The organism is Rhizobium sp. 21-4511-3d, from assembly GCF_053522545.1.
In genome coordinates this window covers 471,683-488,921 of sequence record NZ_JBNWCF010000002.1, presented here as the reverse complement: position 1 = coordinate 488,921, position 17,239 = coordinate 471,683, and the positions used below count along the sequence as shown (strand labels likewise).

At 62.8% G+C, this 17,239-nt stretch carries 14 protein-coding genes and 1 other RNA gene; 14 read left to right on the top strand and 1 reads right to left on the bottom strand.

The window, feature by feature from the left end; genetic code table 11:
* Positions 1 to 153: 153 nt before the first annotated feature.
* The 14 genes from ACQZ5H_RS08255 (at position 154) to murB (ending at position 16,073) form a co-directional block, all read left to right on the top strand.
* Positions 154 to 1,329: an NAD(P)/FAD-dependent oxidoreductase gene (locus tag ACQZ5H_RS08255; protein ID WP_449097326.1), complete on the top strand. Its 1,176-nt coding sequence runs from the start codon at positions 154 to 156 to the stop codon at positions 1,327 to 1,329.
* Positions 1,330 to 1,384: 55 nt separating this feature from the next.
* Positions 1,385 to 1,781, top strand: an RNA gene (rnpB, locus tag ACQZ5H_RS08250) — RNase P RNA component class A.
* Between the two features lie 419 nt (positions 1,782 to 2,200).
* Positions 2,201 to 2,638, top strand: coding sequence for a division/cell wall cluster transcriptional repressor MraZ (mraZ, locus tag ACQZ5H_RS08245; RefSeq protein WP_449097325.1), 438 nt, complete (start codon positions 2,201 to 2,203; stop codon positions 2,636 to 2,638).
* Between the two features lie 17 nt (positions 2,639 to 2,655).
* Positions 2,656 to 3,681: a 16S rRNA (cytosine(1402)-N(4))-methyltransferase RsmH gene (gene rsmH / locus ACQZ5H_RS08240; protein WP_449097291.1), complete on the top strand. Its 1,026-nt coding sequence runs from the start codon at positions 2,656 to 2,658 to the stop codon at positions 3,679 to 3,681.
* 1 nt (position 3,682) lies between these two features.
* Positions 3,683 to 4,156 carry a cell division protein FtsL gene (gene ftsL, locus ACQZ5H_RS08235; protein ID WP_449097290.1) on the top strand — a complete coding sequence of 158 codons (474 nt, stop codon included), beginning with the start codon at positions 3,683 to 3,685 and terminating at the stop codon, positions 4,154 to 4,156.
* 2 nt (positions 4,157 to 4,158) lie between these two features.
* On the top strand, positions 4,159 to 5,910 hold the full coding sequence (locus tag ACQZ5H_RS08230) for a peptidoglycan D,D-transpeptidase FtsI family protein (protein WP_449097289.1): 1,752 nt from the start codon (positions 4,159 to 4,161) through the stop codon (positions 5,908 to 5,910).
* Positions 5,911 to 5,971: 61 nt separating this feature from the next.
* Entirely contained in the window at positions 5,972 to 7,432 is a 1,461-nt protein-coding gene (locus tag ACQZ5H_RS08225; protein ID WP_449097288.1) for a UDP-N-acetylmuramoyl-L-alanyl-D-glutamate--2,6-diaminopimelate ligase, read from the top strand.
* Positions 7,429 to 8,862, top strand: a complete 1,434-nt coding sequence (locus tag ACQZ5H_RS08220; RefSeq protein WP_449097287.1) for a UDP-N-acetylmuramoylalanyl-D-glutamyl-2,6-diaminopimelate--D-alanyl-D-alanine ligase — start codon at positions 7,429 to 7,431, stop codon at positions 8,860 to 8,862. Before ACQZ5H_RS08225 ends, ACQZ5H_RS08220 begins: the two co-directional genes overlap by 4 nt.
* A 22-nt stretch (positions 8,863 to 8,884) precedes the next feature.
* On the top strand, positions 8,885 to 9,985 hold the full coding sequence (mraY, locus tag ACQZ5H_RS08215) for a phospho-N-acetylmuramoyl-pentapeptide-transferase (protein ID WP_112715484.1): 1,101 nt from the start codon (positions 8,885 to 8,887) through the stop codon (positions 9,983 to 9,985).
* Between the two features lie 7 nt (positions 9,986 to 9,992).
* Positions 9,993 to 11,405, top strand: a complete 1,413-nt coding sequence (murD, locus tag ACQZ5H_RS08210; protein WP_449097286.1) for a UDP-N-acetylmuramoyl-L-alanine--D-glutamate ligase — start codon at positions 9,993 to 9,995, stop codon at positions 11,403 to 11,405.
* Between the two features lies 1 nt (position 11,406).
* Positions 11,407 to 12,561, top strand: coding sequence for a putative lipid II flippase FtsW (gene ftsW / locus ACQZ5H_RS08205; RefSeq protein ID WP_112715480.1), 1,155 nt, complete (start codon positions 11,407 to 11,409; stop codon positions 12,559 to 12,561).
* Positions 12,562 to 12,565: 4 nt separating this feature from the next.
* Positions 12,566 to 13,690, top strand: coding sequence for an undecaprenyldiphospho-muramoylpentapeptide beta-N-acetylglucosaminyltransferase (murG, locus tag ACQZ5H_RS08200; RefSeq protein ID WP_449097285.1), 1,125 nt, complete (start codon positions 12,566 to 12,568; stop codon positions 13,688 to 13,690).
* On the top strand, positions 13,687 to 15,102 hold the full coding sequence (gene murC, locus ACQZ5H_RS08195) for a UDP-N-acetylmuramate--L-alanine ligase (RefSeq protein ID WP_112715476.1): 1,416 nt from the start codon (positions 13,687 to 13,689) through the stop codon (positions 15,100 to 15,102). Before murG ends, murC begins: the two co-directional genes overlap by 4 nt.
* Positions 15,099 to 16,073 carry a UDP-N-acetylmuramate dehydrogenase gene (gene murB, locus ACQZ5H_RS08190; protein ID WP_130277993.1) on the top strand — a complete coding sequence of 325 codons (975 nt, stop codon included), beginning with the start codon at positions 15,099 to 15,101 and terminating at the stop codon, positions 16,071 to 16,073. The genes murC and murB overlap by 4 nt, the downstream gene beginning before the upstream one ends.
* 9 nt (positions 16,074 to 16,082) lie before the next feature.
* On the opposite strand, the gene ACQZ5H_RS08185 is transcribed toward murB, so the two are convergent.
* Entirely contained in the window at positions 16,083 to 17,180 is a 1,098-nt protein-coding gene (locus ACQZ5H_RS08185) for a metallophosphoesterase (protein ID WP_130277994.1), read from the bottom strand.
* Positions 17,181 to 17,239 lie beyond the last annotated feature (59 nt).

Below are 17,239 nucleotides of genomic sequence, written 5' to 3'. Positions count from 1 at the left end.
TGACGTCGCAGAAGCGAGGTGAGACATGGCCGGGTTGAAGACGGGCAGATGCCGGCGGCCATGACGGTTCGCCGCCTTGCCGCCCATCCCGCAGGCGGCTATCCCTATCCCCGGATTTCCGGAATCCTATTCCGGCAGGCAGGGAAGGCAGGCATGGCAGCGGATTTCAAATATATCGTCGTCGGCCGCGGCATGATGGGCGCGGCTGCCGCAAAATATCTCGCCATGCAGACGGATGGCGTCGCCGTCATCGGTCCGGACGAGCCGGCGAATCGCAGGGCCCATCAAGGCGTCTTCGCCAGCCACTATGACGAAGGCCGCATCACCCGCACGGTCGATCCCGACCGGGACTGGGCGCTGCTCGCCAATCGCTCCATCGCGCGCTATGCAGAGATCGCTGCCGAGAGCGGCATCGATTTCTACACCGAGGCAGGCTGCGTCGTCGTTGCTCCCGCCGGTTCCGATTATACCCGCGATACCAAGGACGCGGCGGATTCGCTCAATGTCGAGACGCGTATGCTCGATGGCGATGCCCTGAAGCAGGCCTTTCCCTATTTCGCGCTGCCGCAGGGTTGCGAGGGCGTCTTCCAGCGCGAGGATGCCGGCTATATCAGCCCGCGGCGGCTGGTGAGGGCGCAGTCCGCGATTGCCGGAAAGCGCGGTGCCACTGTCATCCGCGACTATGCGACGGCGATCCGCGACGAGGGCGGGATCGTTGCGGTCGAGACATCGGGCGGCAGGACCGTCACGGCGGAAAAGGTGCTGCTGGCTGCCGGTGGTTTCTCCATCAGCGAGAATCTCTTGGCCGAATCTGTTGATATGTCGGTTTATGGGCGGACGGTGGTGATGTTCGAGGTCAGCGAGGAGCAGGGGGCGGCTTTCGCCGGTATGCCGTCGCTCATTCTCGAAACCCGTGATATCGACATCTACCTGCTGCCGCCGATCCGTTATCCTGACGGAAAACTCTATCTGAAGATCGGTGGAGACCCTGACGATTACCAGCTGAAAACCGATGCCGAGCTCCGGGCCTGGTTTCGGACCGATGGCCGGCCGCGGGCGCGCGATCACCTGATGCTGATCACCCGGCGTCTGGTTCCGGATCTCAAGCCACTCTCGGTCTCGACGGCATCCTGCGTGGTGTCGAAGACTGCCAGCAAGCATCCGATGATCGGCTTCACCGCGTCGCCCGGTATCGCCGTGCTGACCGGTTGCGCCGGCACGTCGGCGAAGAGTTCGGACGAGATCGGGCGGCTGGGCGCCGAGCTGCTCATGACCGGCGAGATTGCGCCGCAGGGCTATGCGACGGATTTCAAACCGGCTTTCCGGTAACCCGCGCCGATATTTGCTGTGGCAATTGCCGGCGGGCTCCGCTAAGGGAGCGCTGCCAGTTGGCCGGGCAGCCGCGCTTTACAATGCCGAAAGGTGGTAGGGTGAGGAAAGTCCGGGCTCCACGGAAACACGGTGCCGGATAACGTCCGGCGAGGGCGACCTCAGGGAAAGTGCCACAGAAAGCAAACCGCCTGCGTCCGCGCAGGTAAGGGTGAAAGGGTGGGGTAAGAGCCCACCGCGTTTGCGGCAACGTAAACGGCACGGTAAACCCCACCGGGAGCAAGACCGAATAGGGATGACGCGGTTGGCGCAAGCCTTCCGGCTGGTTTCCAGGCCAGTCATCCGGGTGGGTTGCGAGAGGCAGCGTGCAAACGCTGTCCCAGAGGAATGGCTGCCACGTTCCGGGTCAAACCGGAGCCATACAGAACCCGGCTTACAGGCCAACTGGCGATTTCATTTTCTTCTATCATCATGCCTTCGGCGCGGTGGCGGCAGCCGCCGCCGTCGCGGCCGGTTTATGCTGAGAAATCAGGCGCTCAGCCTATATTTGCGGTTTCTTACGGACGTTTTCTCGGGTGCCGGAAAATGCCGATCCTAACCCTTTGTTAAACTTAACAGCTTATAAATTTTCGGTACTGCGCTCATCGCGAGAGGGGCGTTTCCCATTGACGCCCATATGGTCCCATGGTATCCCATAAGAGCACTGCACAAGGGCAATCATCTGCCCATCAATCGCAAAGCCAAGGCGCCTTCCATCCCGGAAGCGCCGGGCGGGCCTCGGTCCGTTCGGCTCGCGAAGCTGTGCTCTGTGTTGAGGGTTCCGGCGGCGGTTCTTCGCTTCGGGCTCTTTCGGAAACGGATGTTTCGTGTCATGAGCCGCTTCCTTTCAAGTGCGACCAACAGGATCGATTCCAAGGGCAGGGTTTCCGTGCCTGCGGCCTTTCGTTCCGTGCTGGCGCAGCGCAATATCCAGGAGCTCTATTGCTTCCAGGATTTTGTGTTTCCGGCGATCAGCGTCGGCGGCCCGGATCTTCTCGAAAGGTTCGAGCGGCAGATTGCTGCGGAGGATCCGTTTTCGCCGGTCGCGAACGAGATGTCGCTTCTCATTCATGGGGGCGGGGTCTTCATGAAGCTCGACGCCGAGGGGCGTTTGATGGTCACGGATTTCATTCGGGATTTCACGAGGATCTCGGACGAAGTGACTTTCGTCGGGCGGGCAGATCATTTTCAGCTGTGGCAGCCGCAGGCATTTCAGGCGGCCCAGATGCAGGCACGAGAGGGGCGCATGCTGGTGGGCAAGCGCTCCTGAACAAGCGAGGGCGCGGAATGGTGACGAATCCTGGCGGAGGTTCATCCGAAGCTGGTGGCGGACCGGTTCGTCACATTCCGGTTCTTCTCAACGAAGTGCTCGACGCGCTGCAGCCATCTTCCGGCAAGGTCGTTCTCGACGGCACATTTGGTGCAGGCGGCTATACGTCGGCGATTCTCGCCGCTGGTGCCGATGTCGTCGCGCTCGACCGCGATCCGACGGCCATCGCTGCCGGTCAGGCGCTGGTGGCTGAGCATTCCGGTCATCTCCAGCTCGTCCATTCGCAGTTTTCCAATCTCGCAGATCAAGCGCCTGCCAGCGGGCTCGATGGCGTCGTGCTCGATATCGGCGTGTCATCGATGCAGATAGACGAGGCGGATCGCGGCTTCTCGTTCTCGAAGAACGGTCCGCTCGACATGCGCATGTCGGCTGCCGGTGTCTCGGCTGCCGATGTGGTCAATCGCGCCAAGGTCGCCGAGCTGATCCGCATTTTCCATTTTCTCGGCGAGGAAGATCAGGCGCCGCGCATTGCGCATGCGATCGAGAAGCGCCGCGCCGAAAAGCCGTTCGAGACCACGCGCGATCTCGCCGGGCTGATCGAGCTCACGACACCGCGCAAGATGAAGGACAAGATCCATCCTGCGACCCAGGTGTTTCAGGCGCTGCGCATCTTCGTCAATGACGAGCTCGGCGAGCTGGCTCAGGCGCTGTTTGCCGCCGAGCGTGCGCTGAAGCCGGGCGGCCGTCTCGTCGTCGTCACCTTCCACTCGCTGGAAGACCGGATCGTCAAGAAATTCTTCTCCGACCGCGCCGGCAAGGCCTCGGGCTCGCGTCACCTTCCGGTGGCGCACGAGCGCGCCGCCACGTTCAATGCGGTCGGGAAGTCTATGGTTGCTGCCAGCAAGGCGGAAGCCGAAGCAAATCCACGGGCACGTTCCGCCAAGCTGCGCGCTGGGGAGCGCACATCGGCTCAGGCCGAAGCAGCGGACATGTCCATCTTCGGCCTGCCTAGCCTGGCCAGTCTTGGAAAACTTGGGGGTTGATGTGCTGAGAACGTTCGACTTCGTTTTGATCGGTGTCATGACGGCCGCGGCCGCCGTGACCTATACGATCAAGCATCGCGCCGAGCTGAAGCTCGAGGAGGTTCATCGCCTCGAGGCCGAGATCAAGCTCGAGAAGGACACGATCGAACTGCTGAAGGCCGATTGGGCTCTGCAGTCTCAGCCGAACCGGCTGGAGCGCCTCGTCAATACTTATAATGACGAGCTGAAGCTGCAGCCGACGGATTCGACGGCGCTGGTTCATGCCCGCGAACTGCCGATGCTGAAGTCGCAGGTTCCAGTTCCCGATATTACCGAGGCCAAGGCCGACCAGAAGCCGGGTGCGGCCAGCGTGGCGGCTGCCGCAAAGCCGGCTGCGGGCGCCAAGGTTGCCGCCAAGGTGACGCCGAAGCCTGTGCCGCGGGTCGAAGAGCCCGAGGACGACACGGACCAGATTGCAACCGGATCGGTGGAGTAGCCATGTCGTTTCTCTCTCGCATCATGGTGCTCAAGAGCCAGGCGCATTTCTCGTCCGGCGTCTACAATCGTTTCGGCGGCCCCTCCGGCAGTCTGCCGCTCGAAGGCTCACGCAAGAAGAAGGCCGGTCAGGCAAAGAGCCGCGTCGGCCTGCTGATCATCGGCTTCACGGCGCTTTACGGCGTCATCGGCGGCCGTCTCGTCGAATATGCGATGAAGGATCCCGAGGTCGTTTCCTCGATCCTGCCGCCCGACCGGCTGATGGCCTCGCGCCCTGATATTCTCGACCGCAACGGCGAAGTGCTGGCGACCGACATCCGCACGGTGTCGCTGTTTGCCGAGCCGAACAAGATCGTCGATGCCGACGAGGCGATCGAAAAGCTGGCGACCGTATTGCCGGATCTCGACGTCAAGGGCACCTATCGCAAGCTTTCGGTGAAGAGCTCGCATTTCGCCTGGCTGCGCCGTCAGCTGACGCCGAAGCAGCAGAGCCAGATCCTCGCGCTCGGCATTCCCGGCGTCGGCTTCCGGCCGGAAAAGCGCCGCTTCTACCCGGGTGGTCCGACCGCCTCGCATATCCTCGGCTACGTCAATATCGACAACCGCGGCGTCTCCGGCATGGAGAAATATATCGATGATCAGGGGCTGGCCGATCTCGCCTCCGTCGGCATGACCAGCGGTCAGCCGCTCGAGCCGGTGAAGCTGTCGATCGATATCCGCGTCCAGAACATCGTCCGCGACGTCGTCACCAGCGCCGTGACCAATTACGAAGCCAAGGGCGCCGGTGCCGTCGTGCTCGACATCCATACCGGCGAAGTGCTCGGCATGGCTTCGGCGCCGGATTTCGATCCCAACAATCCGGAAGAGGGCGCCAAGGAAGGCTGGCTGAACCGCATGTCGAACGGCACGTTCGAAATGGGCTCGACCTTCAAGACCTTCTCGACCGCCATGGCGCTCGACAGCGGCAAGGTCAGCATCAACGACAGCTTCGACGCCAGCCGCCCGATCCGCATCGGCGGCTTCACCATCAACGACTTCCACGGCCAGCGACGCTGGCTGACGGTTCCTGAAATCTTCGAATATTCGTCGAACATCGGTACCGCGAAGATGATCGATATCGTCGGTATGGAGATGCAGAAGGATTACCTGACGCGCTTCGGCCTGCTGACGAAGATGAAGACCGAGCTTCCTGAAGTGAAGATGCCGAGCCAGCCGAGGGTCTGGAAGAAGATCAACTCGATCACGATTTCCTTCGGCCACGGTGTTTCCACGACCCCGATGCAGACGGCGGTTGCCGGCGCTGCTCTCGTCAATGGCGGCAAGCTGATCGAGCCGACCTTCCTGCCGCGCACCCGCGAACAGGCGGACGAGACGGCCGAAGTCGTCGTCAAGAAGAGCACCAGCGACAGCATCCGCTATCTGTTCAAGCTGAACGGGCTGAAGGGTTCCGGCCGCAATGCCGACGTGCCGGGATTCAATGTGGGCGGCAAGACCGGGACGGCCGACAAGGTCGTCAACGGCCGCTACGCCCACAACCTCAACTTCAACGCCTTCCTGGCGGCCTTCCCGATCGACAATCCGCGCTATGTGGTACTGACTTTCTGCGACGAGCCGCATAACGGCGAGAAGGGCCAGAACATCGCCGCTTACACGGCTGCGCCGATGGTGAAGAACATTATCCGCCGCGCAGCCCCCATTCTTGGCGTCGAACCGCAATTCGGCGAAGACGGATCGGCCTTGTTGGTGTCTTATTGAGTCTGAATGAATACGGCGCCGATTCGCGTGGGGTGAGCGGCGCCAGAGAGAAAAGACATTGATGAAACTGCGGGACATTGCCGGAAGCGCATTTCCGGAAATCAAGGATCAACTCGACGGACCGGCAGGCGGGCTGGAAATCTCAGGCCTGACAGCCGACAGCCGTAAGGTCGAACGCGGCATGGCTTTCGTCGCCGTTGCCGGGACCAAGGCCGATGGCGCGGGCTTCATCGCCGACGCTGCCAGGAACGGCGCCGCAGTCGCGATCAGCTCGCAGCCGGTCGAAGCCTCCATCCCCGTTCTCGTCGTCAAGGATCCGCGCCGCTTCCTGTCGCTTGCGGCCGCCAATTTCTACGGCAAGCAGCCGGCAACGATGGTTGCGGTAACGGGCACGGCAGGCAAGACCTCGGTCGCCTCCTTCACCCGCCAGATTTATGCTCATGCCGGGCATCCGGCCGCGATGATCGGTACGACCGGCGTCGTTTCGCCGACCCGCAACGATTACGGCTCGCTGACGACGCCCGACCCGGTTTCGCTGCACAAGCTGCTTGCCGAACTCGCCGATGAGGGCGTGACGCATGCGGCGATGGAAGCCTCAAGCCACGGTCTCGACCAGAGCCGTCTCGATGGCGTCAAGCTGGCCGCTGCCGCATTCACCAATCTCGGCCGCGATCACATGGATTACCATCCGACGGTCGAGGACTACATGGCCGCCAAGATGCGGCTCTTCGATACGCTGCTGCCGAAGGGCTCGCCGGCGATCATCTTTGCCGACGACCCATGGTCGCCGCAGGCCATCGAAGCGGCCACCAAGGCCGGTCACGATGTCCGCACAGTCGGCCGCAAGGGCGATTACCTGACATTGAAGCGCGTCGAGCATTTCCGCCACAAGCAGGTGGCCGAAGTGCATGTCGGCGACGAGATCTTCGAGGTCGATATTCCGCTGGCCGGCGATTTCCAGATCGCCAATGCGCTGGTTGCCGCAGGGCTCGCCATGTCGACAGGCGTTCCGGCCAAGGCGGCGATGGCCGCGCTTGAAAAGCTGCAGGGTGCTTCCGGCCGCCTCGAGCTGGTCGGCCACACCCAGGATGGCGCGCTCGCTTACGTCGATTACGCTCACAAGCCGGATGCGCTTGAGAACGTCCTGAATTCCGTCCGCCCTTTCACCACCGGCCGTGTCGTCGTGGTCTTCGGCTGCGGCGGCGACCGCGACAAGGGCAAACGCCCGATCATGGGCGAGATCGCCTGCCGCCTGGCCGACGTGGTTATCGTCACCGACGACAATCCGCGCTCGGAAGATCCGGCGACGATCCGTGCCGAGATCATGGCGGCTGCGACCTGCGCCACCGAAATCGCCGACCGGTCGCTGGCGATCAGCAAGGCCGTCGCAATGCTGAAGTCGGGCGACACGCTGATTGTCGCCGGCAAGGGACATGAGGAAGGGCAGACCATCGGGAGTGTGACGCTGCCTTTCTCGGATCACGCCGAAGTGCGTGAGGCCTTGGAGGAGCTGAAACCTTGAACTGGCTTTGGACCACGGAAGACATGATCACCGCGATGGCGGGACGCCCCTTCGGCACGCTGCCGCAGGGGATTACCGGCATTTCCATCGACAGCCGCTCGATCGGGCCGGGCGAAGCCTTCTTCGCCATCAAGGGCGATCGCGTCGACGGCCACGACTATGCCTCGATGGCGATGGCCAACGGCGCGTCGCTGCTCGTCGTCAGTGAGGCGCGGCTTGCGGGTCTCGGCCGTCTGACCGTGCCGATGATCGTCGTCGATGACGTGCTGGATGCGCTTGGACGCCTGGCGACCGCCTCGCGCCAGCGCTCGCGGGCGCAGATCATTGCGGTGACCGGTTCGGTCGGCAAGACGACCACAAAGGAGATGCTGCGCCATGTGCTTTCGCCGTCGGGCAAGGTGCATGCGTCGGTCGCATCCTTCAACAATCACTGGGGTGTGCCGCTGACCCTGGCGCGCATGCCGCTCGATACGCATTACGGCGTCTTCGAGGTCGGCATGAATCATCCGGGCGAAATCCGTCCGCTGGTGCAGATGATCCGCCCGCATGTCGCAGTCATCACCACGATCGCGCCGGCCCATCTCGGTAACTTCAAGAGCATCAAGGAAATCGCTGCCGCCAAGGCCGAGATCTTCGAAGGCCTGACGCCCGGCGGTCATGTCGTTCTCAACCGCGACAACGATCAGTACAATTTCCTCGACCGGACCGCGCAGGCGCTCGGCATCACCAACATCCATTCCTTCGGCCAGCATGCCAAGGCGGAGTACCGTCTCGCTGAATTCAACGGTTCCGACGAAAGCTCGGCTCTGTGGCTGACGATCGACGGCGATACGCTTGAAGTGGCGATCGGCGCGCCCGGCCGCCATATCGCCGAGAATGCGCTTGCCGCACTCGGCGTCGTGACGCTCGTCGGTGCCGATCTCGACAAGGCGATCGATGCGCTGGCGACGCTGCAGCCCGAGAAGGGCAGGGGCAAACGCCACAAGCTGAGGCTCGGTGCAGGCACCTTGACCGTCATCGACGAGAGCTACAACGCCAACCCGGCCTCTATGCGCGCGGCGATCGCGCTGCTCGCCGCCGCCGTTCCGCAGGGCTACGGCCGCCGCATCGCCGTTCTCGGCGACATGCTGGAGATGGGCGAATTTGCCGAGCGCGTGCATTCCGATCTGGCCGGTCCGCTGCTTGCGGCCGGTATCGAACACGTCTGGCTCGCAGGCAAGGACATGCAGGCTCTGAGGGATTCGCTCCCCGACAGCGTTGCCGTCGAGTACCGCGAGACGACGGAAGAACTCAAAGATTTTATACTGAACTCGGTCGAGCCGGGCGATGTCTTGATGGTCAAATCGTCATTGGGGATTGGTTTCGGCAAGATCGTTGCCGCGCTCCTTGACAAGTTTGCGCCATTTGCGGACACGCAGCGCGAGATTTGACCGGGTAAACAAGGGGCCCTGAATGCTGATTTGGCTAGTCGAACTGTCGGAACATTTTAAATTTCTGAACCTGTTCAGATACATTACCTTCCGCACAGGCGCCTCTCTCTTCACTTCCGCACTGATCGTCTTCCTGTTCGGGCCGATGATCATCCGGTCGCTGCGCATCCGCCAGGGCAAGGGTCAGCCGATCCGCGCCGATGGTCCGCAGACGCATTTCAAGAAGGCCGGTACACCGACAATGGGCGGCCTGATGATCCTGGCCGGTATCGTCGGTTCGTCGCTGCTCTGGGCCGACCTCTCGAACGTCTATGTCGTGGCGACGCTGCTGGTGACGCTCGGCTTCGGTGCGATCGGCTTCTATGACGACTATCTCAAGGTGACGAAGCAGAGCGACAAGGGCTTTTCCGGCAAGGCCCGCCTCGGCATCGAGTTCATCATTGCCGGTATCGCCGTCTATTTCATGATGCGCACGTCGCTGGCCTCGGGTCCTGCGGGCTCGACCTTCGGCTCGTCGGTTGCCTTCCCGTTCTTCAAGGACTTCCTGATCAATCTTGGCATCATGTTCGTGGTCTTCGGCGGCTTCGTCATCGTCGCGGCCGGCAATGCCGTGAACCTGACTGATGGTCTCGACGGTCTGGCGATCGTTCCGGTGATGATCGCCGCGGCCTCCTTCGGCATTATCTCTTACCTCGCCGGTAACGCGGTGTTCGCGGGCTATCTGCAGATCAATTTCGTGCCCGGCACCGGCGAGCTCGCCGTCGTTCTCGGCGCCGTCATCGGCGCCGGTCTCGGCTTCCTCTGGTTCAATGCGCCGCCCGCCGCAATCTTCATGGGTGATACCGGTTCGCTAGCACTCGGCGGCACGATCGGCACGGTTGCTGTCGCCACCAAGCATGAGATCGTCATGGCGATCATCGGCGGCCTGTTCGTGATGGAGACGCTCTCGGTGATCATCCAGGTCGGCTTCTTCAAGATGACCGGCCGCCGCGTCTTCCTGATGGCGCCGATCCATCACCATTTCGAAAAGAAGGGCTGGACGGAAAGCCAGGTGGTCATCCGCTTCTGGATCGTCGCGGTCGGTCTGGCGATGCTCGGCCTCTCCACCCTTAAACTGCGGTGAGCGGGCGATGATTCCGGTCACGACACTTGCTGGTAAGAAGGTCGCGCTTTTCGGGCTCGGCGGTTCCGGCCTTGCCACGGCCCGGGCGCTGGTTGCCGGAGGCGCAGAGGTTACGGCCTGGGACGACAATCCTGATAGCGTCGCCAAGGCGGGCGCCGAAGGCATTGCGACCGCTGACCTTCACGGCATCGATTGGGCGGCGCAGTCGCTCTTCGTGCTGTCTCCGGGTGTGCCGCTGACCCATCCGAAGCCGCATTGGACCGTCGATCTGGCGCGTGCCGCTGGTGTCGATATCGTCGGCGACGTCGAGCTCTTCGTTCGCGAGCGTCGCGCCCATGCGCCGGACAGCCCGTTCATCGCCATCACCGGCACCAACGGCAAGTCGACCACGACGGCGCTGATCGCCCATATCGTGAAATCATCAGGCAGGGATACGCAGCTCGGCGGCAATATTGGCACCGCCGTCCTGACGCTCGATCCGCCGAAGGCGCAGCGCTTCTATGTGGTCGAGTGCTCGTCCTACCAGATCGATCTGGCGCCGACGCTCAATCCGTCTGCGGGCATCCTTCTCAACCTGACGCCCGATCACCTCGATCGTCACGGCACGATGCAGCATTATGCCGACGTCAAGGAACGGCTGGTCGCCGGGAGCGACACGGCGATCGTCGGCGTCGACGACAGCTATTGCGAAATGATCGCCGACCGTGTCGAGCGCGCCGGGACCAAGGTCGTGCGCATCTCGCGCCGCCAGCCGCTGGCCGACGGCATCTATGCCGAGGGCACGCGCCTCATTCATGCCACCGGTGGCGCGGCGCTGCCGCTTGCCGATCTCGATGGCATCCAGACGCTGCGCGGCAGCCATAACGCGCAGAATGCGGCTGCGGCCGTTGCGGCCTGCCTCGCCGTCGGCGTCAGCGCCGATGAGATCAGGGCAGGGCTCGCGTCCTTCCCGGGCCTGAAGCATCGCATGCAGCCGGTCGGCAGGCGCGGCCATGCCGTCTTCGTCAACGATTCGAAGGCGACGAATGCCGATGCGGCAGCACCGGCGCTGTCGAGCTACGACCGGATCTACTGGATCGCCGGCGGCCTACCGAAGGCCGGTGGCATCACGACGCTCGCGCCGTTCTTTCCGCGGATCGCCAAGGCCTACCTGATCGGCGAGGCGGCGGCGGAATTTGCCGCGACGCTCGGCGAAGCGGTGCCCTACGAAATCTCCGGCACGCTGGAGCGCGCTGTGGCGCATGCGGCTGCCGATGCGGAAAAAGATGAAACTGGCCCTGTCGCGGTGATGCTATCCCCGGCTTGCGCAAGCTTCGACCAATATAAGAACTTCGAAGTCAGGGGCGATGCATTTGTCAGCCATGTGGCAGCGCTCGACGGAATCACCATGCTGATCGGTTCGGCAACAGGAGATAAATGACATGGTAAGCCGCGCGGAACGTGGGCCTCTGGCCGATTGGTTTTGGACCATCGACCGCTTTTTCCTGGCGATGTTCGTCTTCCTGATGGGCATCGGCTTCATGTTGTCGTTTGCCGCATCGCCCGCGGTTGCCGAGCGCATCGGGCTCGAGCCCTTCCACTTCGTCAAGCGCCACGCAGCCTTCATGATCCCGTCGCTTATGGTGATGATCGGGCTGTCATTCCTGACGCCGCGACAGGTGCGCCGCACGGCCATCCTGCTTTTGATCGTCGCGCTGGCGATGATGCTTCTGGCGCTGTTCTTCGGCGTCGAGGTCAAGGGCTCCAGGCGCTGGGTAACGCTCGCCGGCATCTCTATCCAGCCGTCGGAATTCATGAAGCCGGCTTTCGTCGTCGTCTGCGCCTGGCTGTTTGCCGAGCATGCGCGCCAGCCGGAGATTCCGGGCAACCTCTTCGCCATCATTCTGTTCGGCATGGTCGCGGCACTTCTCGTCGCCCAGCCTGACCTTGGCCAGACGATCCTGACGACCGCGGTCTGGGGGGGCATGTTCTTCATGGCCGGGATGCCCTGGCTGTGGATCATCGTGCTCGGCGTCGGCGGTGCCGGTGGTCTCGTGTCGGCCTATTACGTCTTCCCGCACGTTGCCGGACGAATAGACAAGTTCATGACCGGTGAGGGCGACACGTTCCAGATCGATACCGCCCGCGAAGCGATCATCCGCGGCGACTGGTTCGGCCAGGGTCCGGGCGAAGGTATCGTCAAGCGTATTATCCCGGACGCGCATACCGACTTCATCTTCTCGGTCGCCGCCGAGGAATTCGGCATCATCTTCTGCATCGCGCTCGTTGCGCTGTTCACGGTCCTTGTTTTGAGGGGCCTGTCGCACGCATATAAGGAGAAGAACGACTTCAACCGGTTTGCCGTCGCCGGCCTCGTGCTGCAGATGGGCATCCAGTCGATCATCAATATCGGCGTCAATCTCGAACTGCTTCCGGCCAAGGGCATGACGCTGCCGCTGATTTCCTACGGCGGCTCGTCCATGGTCGCGATCTGCGTGACCGCCGGTTTCATTCTCGCGCTGACGCGCCATCGCCCGGAAAAACGTGCGCAGGACCGGAGCCTCTTCCGCGTGCCGCACGGAATGCCGGCGGAGTAAGAATATGAGTAAAGGCATCGTCCTTCTTGCCGCCGGGGGAACCGGCGGCCACGTCTTTCCCGCGGAAGCCCTGGCTTACGAGCTGAAGGCCCGCGGTTATTCCGTTCATCTGGTCACCGACAGCCGCGCCGAGCGCTATGCCGGGAAATTCCCGGCCGAGCAGATCCACGTCGTGCCATCGGCAACGATCGGTTCGAAGAACCCGGTCGCCGTCGCCCGCTCGCTCTGGACGCTGTGGAGCGGCATGCGCGCTGCCAAGAAGCTGATCCAGAAGCTGAAGCCCGCCGTCGTCGTCGGTTTCGGCGGCTATCCGACCGTGCCGCCGCTGCTGGCCGCGACACGCCTCGGCGTGCCCGCGATGATCCACGAGCAGAACGCGGTGATGGGCCGCGCCAACAAGGCGCTGGCGGCCCGCGTCCAGGCGATCGCCGGCGGCTTCCTGCCCGAAAATGGCGGCGCCTATCCCGAGAAGACGGTGACGACGGGCAACCCGGTTCGCCCCGCGATCATCGAGGCGGCAAAGGTTCCCTACGCGCCGTCGCATCCGGGCGAGCCCTTCAATCTCGTCGTCTTCGGCGGCAGCCAGGGCGCGCAATATTTCTCCAAGGCAATGCCGACGGCGATCAGCCTGCTCGACGACAACTTGCGTGCGCGGCTGCGGATCACTCAGCAGGTGCGGCCCGAGGATATGGAAATGGTCGGCGGCTGTGTCGCGCAGCTGAAGATGGGCGCCGATATCGCGCCGTTCTTTACCGACATGGCCGAACGCCTCGCGAAAGCGCATCTGGTGATCTGCCGTTCGGGGGCATCGACCGTGTCGGAAATCTCCGTCATCGGCCGCCCGGCCGTACTCGTGCCTTATCCGCATGCTCTGGATCATGACCAGGCGGCGAATGCCGCAGCGCTTGCCGCGACCGGCGGCGCCAAGGTCATCGTCCAGGCCGAACTGTCGTCGGAGAAGATCGCCTCGATCCTGACGCATGCGATGAACGACCCGGAAAAGCTGGCGCGGATGGCGGCGGCGGCAAAGCAGACCGGGAAACCGGACGCTGCGAACTTGCTTGCGGGCATGGTTGAGGCTATTGCCGCCGGACGTACAATTGCAGAGTTCAAGGGGGCACAGTCATGAAACTGCCGAAGGCCATCGGCCTCGTCCATTTCATCGGCATCGGCGGCATCGGCATGAGCGGCATTGCCGAAGTGCTGCATAATCTCGGCCACAAGGTCCAGGGATCCGACCAGTCCGACAGTGCGAACGTTCAGCGCCTGCGCGAAAAGGGCATCGAGGTCTTCGTCGGCCACAAGGCCGAGAACCTCGGCGATGCCGAAGTCGTGGTCGTTTCGACGGCGATCAAGAAGACCAATCCGGAACTGATCGCGGCGCGCGAAAAGCTGCTGCCGGTCGTGCGCCGCGCGGAAATGCTCGCCGAGCTGATGCGCTTCCGCAATGCGATCGCCATCGGCGGTACGCATGGCAAGACGACGACCACCTCGCTGGTCGCGACGCTGCTCGAAGCCGGCGGTCTCGATCCGACCGTCATCAACGGCGGTATCATCAATGCCTACGGCACCAACGCCCGCATGGGCGAGGGCGAGTGGATGGTCGTCGAAGCCGACGAATCCGACGGCACCTTCCTGAAGCTGCCGGCCGACGTTGCCGTCGTTACCAATATCGACCCCGAACATCTCGACCATTACGGCAATTTCGATGCCGTGCGCGCGGCCTTCCGCCAGTTCGTCGAGAACGTGCCGTTCTACGGCTTCGGCGTCATGTGCCTCGATCATCCGGAAGTGCAGGCGCTGGTCAGTCGTATCGAGGACCGCAAGGTCGTCACTTACGGCGAGAACCCGCAGGCCGACGTGCGCTTCATGAATGTCCGCATCGACGGTGCGCGCTCGATCTTCGACGTCGAGATCCGCCGTCGCCGTACCGGCAAGGTGTTCAAGCTCGACAATCTCGTGATGCCGATGCCCGGCCGTCACAATATCGCCAACGCCACGGCGGCGATCGCCGTCGCCAACCGCCTTGGCATTTCCAACGAGGACATCGCCAAGGGGCTGGCCTCGTTCGGTGGCGTCAAGCGGCGCTTCACGCTGACCGGCGAATGGAACGGCGTGCAGGTGTTCGACGATTACGGTCACCATCCGGTCGAGATCAAGGCCGTGCTGCGCGCCGCGCGCGAGGCCTGCAAGGGCCGCGTCATCGCCGTCCACCAGCCGCATCGCTATACGCGCCTGTCGAGCCTGTTCGAGGAGTTCTCGAACTGCTTCAACGATGCCGACAGCATCTTCCTTGCTCCGGTCTATGCCGCGGGTGAAGAGCCGATCGAGGGTGTCGATTCCGAGGCGCTCGTTTCGCGCATCAAGGCGGGCGGCCATCGCGACGCGCGGTTCCTTCCGTCACAAGACGTACTACCTGAGCTGGTTGCAGAGATTGCAAAGCCGGGTGATTTCGTGGTTCTCTTGGGGGCTGGGAGTATCACTTATTGGGCAGCTGCACTGCCGAAGCAATTGGAAGGCCTTTCGGGAAAGTCTGCATGAAACAGGTCAATGGGGAAAAGCTTCTCGAGTCTCTGGGAGAAGGCGTCAAGGATATCCGCGGTCGTATCACGCCGGATGCCCCCATGGATCGCGTCACCTGGTTCCGCGCCGGCGGTCTCGCCGAGCTGATGTTCCAGCCGCATGACGAAGACGATCTGGTCGCCTTCATGAAGCTGCTGCCAGAAGAGGTCCCGCTGACCGTGGTCGGCGTCGGCTCAAACCTTCTGGTGCGCGACGGCGGCATTCCGGGCGTCGTTCTGCGCCTGTCCGCCAAGGGTTTTGGCGGGCTGGAGCTTGCCGGCGAGAACCGCATCCGCGCCGGCGCGATCTGCCCCGACAAGCATGTCGCGGCGATGGCGATGGATAACGGCATCGGCGGTTTCCATTTCTACTACGGCATCCCGGGCAGCATCGGCGGCGCGGCGCGCATGAATGCCGGCGCCAATGGCGGCGAGACGCGCGAGCGTCTGGTCGAGTTGACGGCGATCGACCGCAAGGGCAACAAGCATGTGCTCTCGAATGCGGATATGGGCTATTCCTATCGCCATTCCTCGGCTGCCAAGGACCTGATCTTCACCTCGGTGCTGTTCGAAGGCTATGCCGAGGACCGTGCCAAGATCCGTGCCGACATGGATGCCGTGCGCAACCATCGCGAGACCGTGCAGCCGATCCGCGAGAAGACCGGTGGCTCGACCTTCAAGAACCCCGAGGGTCATTCGGCCTGGAAGCTGATCGACGAAGCGGGTTGCCGCGGTCTCGTCATCGGCGGCGCGCAGATGTCGTCGCTTCACTGCAACTTCATGATCAACATGGGGCAAGCGACCGGTTACGATCTCGAATATCTCGGCGAACAGGTTCGCCGCGAAGTCTTCGAGAATTCCGGCATCAAGCTCGAATGGGAAATCAAGCGTTTCGGCGTGTTCATGCCGGGCCGCGAAGTGCGTCCGTTCCAGGGCGTGACCAGCGAATAAGGCTGGCTTCTACAATCTGAGAGCTTTGCTGAAGGCGGTGTCGAAACGGACGCCGCCTTTGTCGTCTGCGGCTTCGCCGATCGCCACGTCCATCCGGTCGTTGCTGACACGCACCAGCGTGAAGCCGCCCATGAAGGCGGCCTTGGCCTTGAAGACGTCGATGCCGTTGACCTTGTAGGCCATCGGCGTGTCGTGTTCGTGGCCGTGGAAAATGCCGATTACGTTGTAGCCGCTGAGGCTTGCGAGCAGATCCTGACGTTCTGATTCATCCCACCAATGTGGCGTGCCGGTGCCGTCGTCGTCGAAGGTGCTCTTTGCCGGGTCCCAGCGCTCGGTGGAAAAATGATCCCAGCCGTAGTGCTGGAAGATGACGACGGGCCTGCCGTCGGATGCGTAGGTCTTCAGGTCCTGCTTCATCCAGTCGAGGCTGCTTGCGGTGCCCTTGCTGTTATCGCCGCCATAGCGCTGCGCCTGGATCAGGTGAAGGCCTCCCCAGTTCCAGGAGTAATTGTCGGAAGCCTCGTCGTAATTGTCGACGGGGACGGCCGGTTTGAAGAAGACGCTCGGCTTGTGGTTCATCTGCACGTAATCGCGTAGCTCGTCGCGGTACCAGTCGACCTGCGGCGGGCGGCCGTCCTGATCGAGGTCGTGATTGCCGAGGCCGACATAGACGGGGAAATGGACGTGATCGGAGCCGCGGCCCTGCTGGTAGCGGTGCGAGAACTGCAGGAGCTGCGAACCCTCGGCGAATTCCGCCGTCTGGCCGCCGCCATCGTCGGTGACGTCGCCGCAGACGATGATGCCCTGCGGGCGGGCGATCTCCTTGCCGGCGACGCTGAGGCCGCTCGGCTTGCCGGCGATCTCTTCGGGCCATGTCTGATGGTGGATGTTGTTGAGCGCCAGGATGTGGCGCAGCAGGTTGGCGTCGGTCTTGCCTTCCTGCTGGCAATTGGGGCTGAGGCCATCGCCGATGCGGCAGGCATGGACGTCGTTGATGACGAGGAAGGTGACGTTGACATCGGGGACGGCGGCGCGCGACAGGCGCGGCATCGATAGCGCAAAGCCTGCGCCCATACCCTGTGTCAGCAGTGACCGTCTCGTCAGCATGATCTCCCCCTTGTGCTTTTGAAGAGAGAGTAGGGGGCAGATGTTAACAGACAAGAATC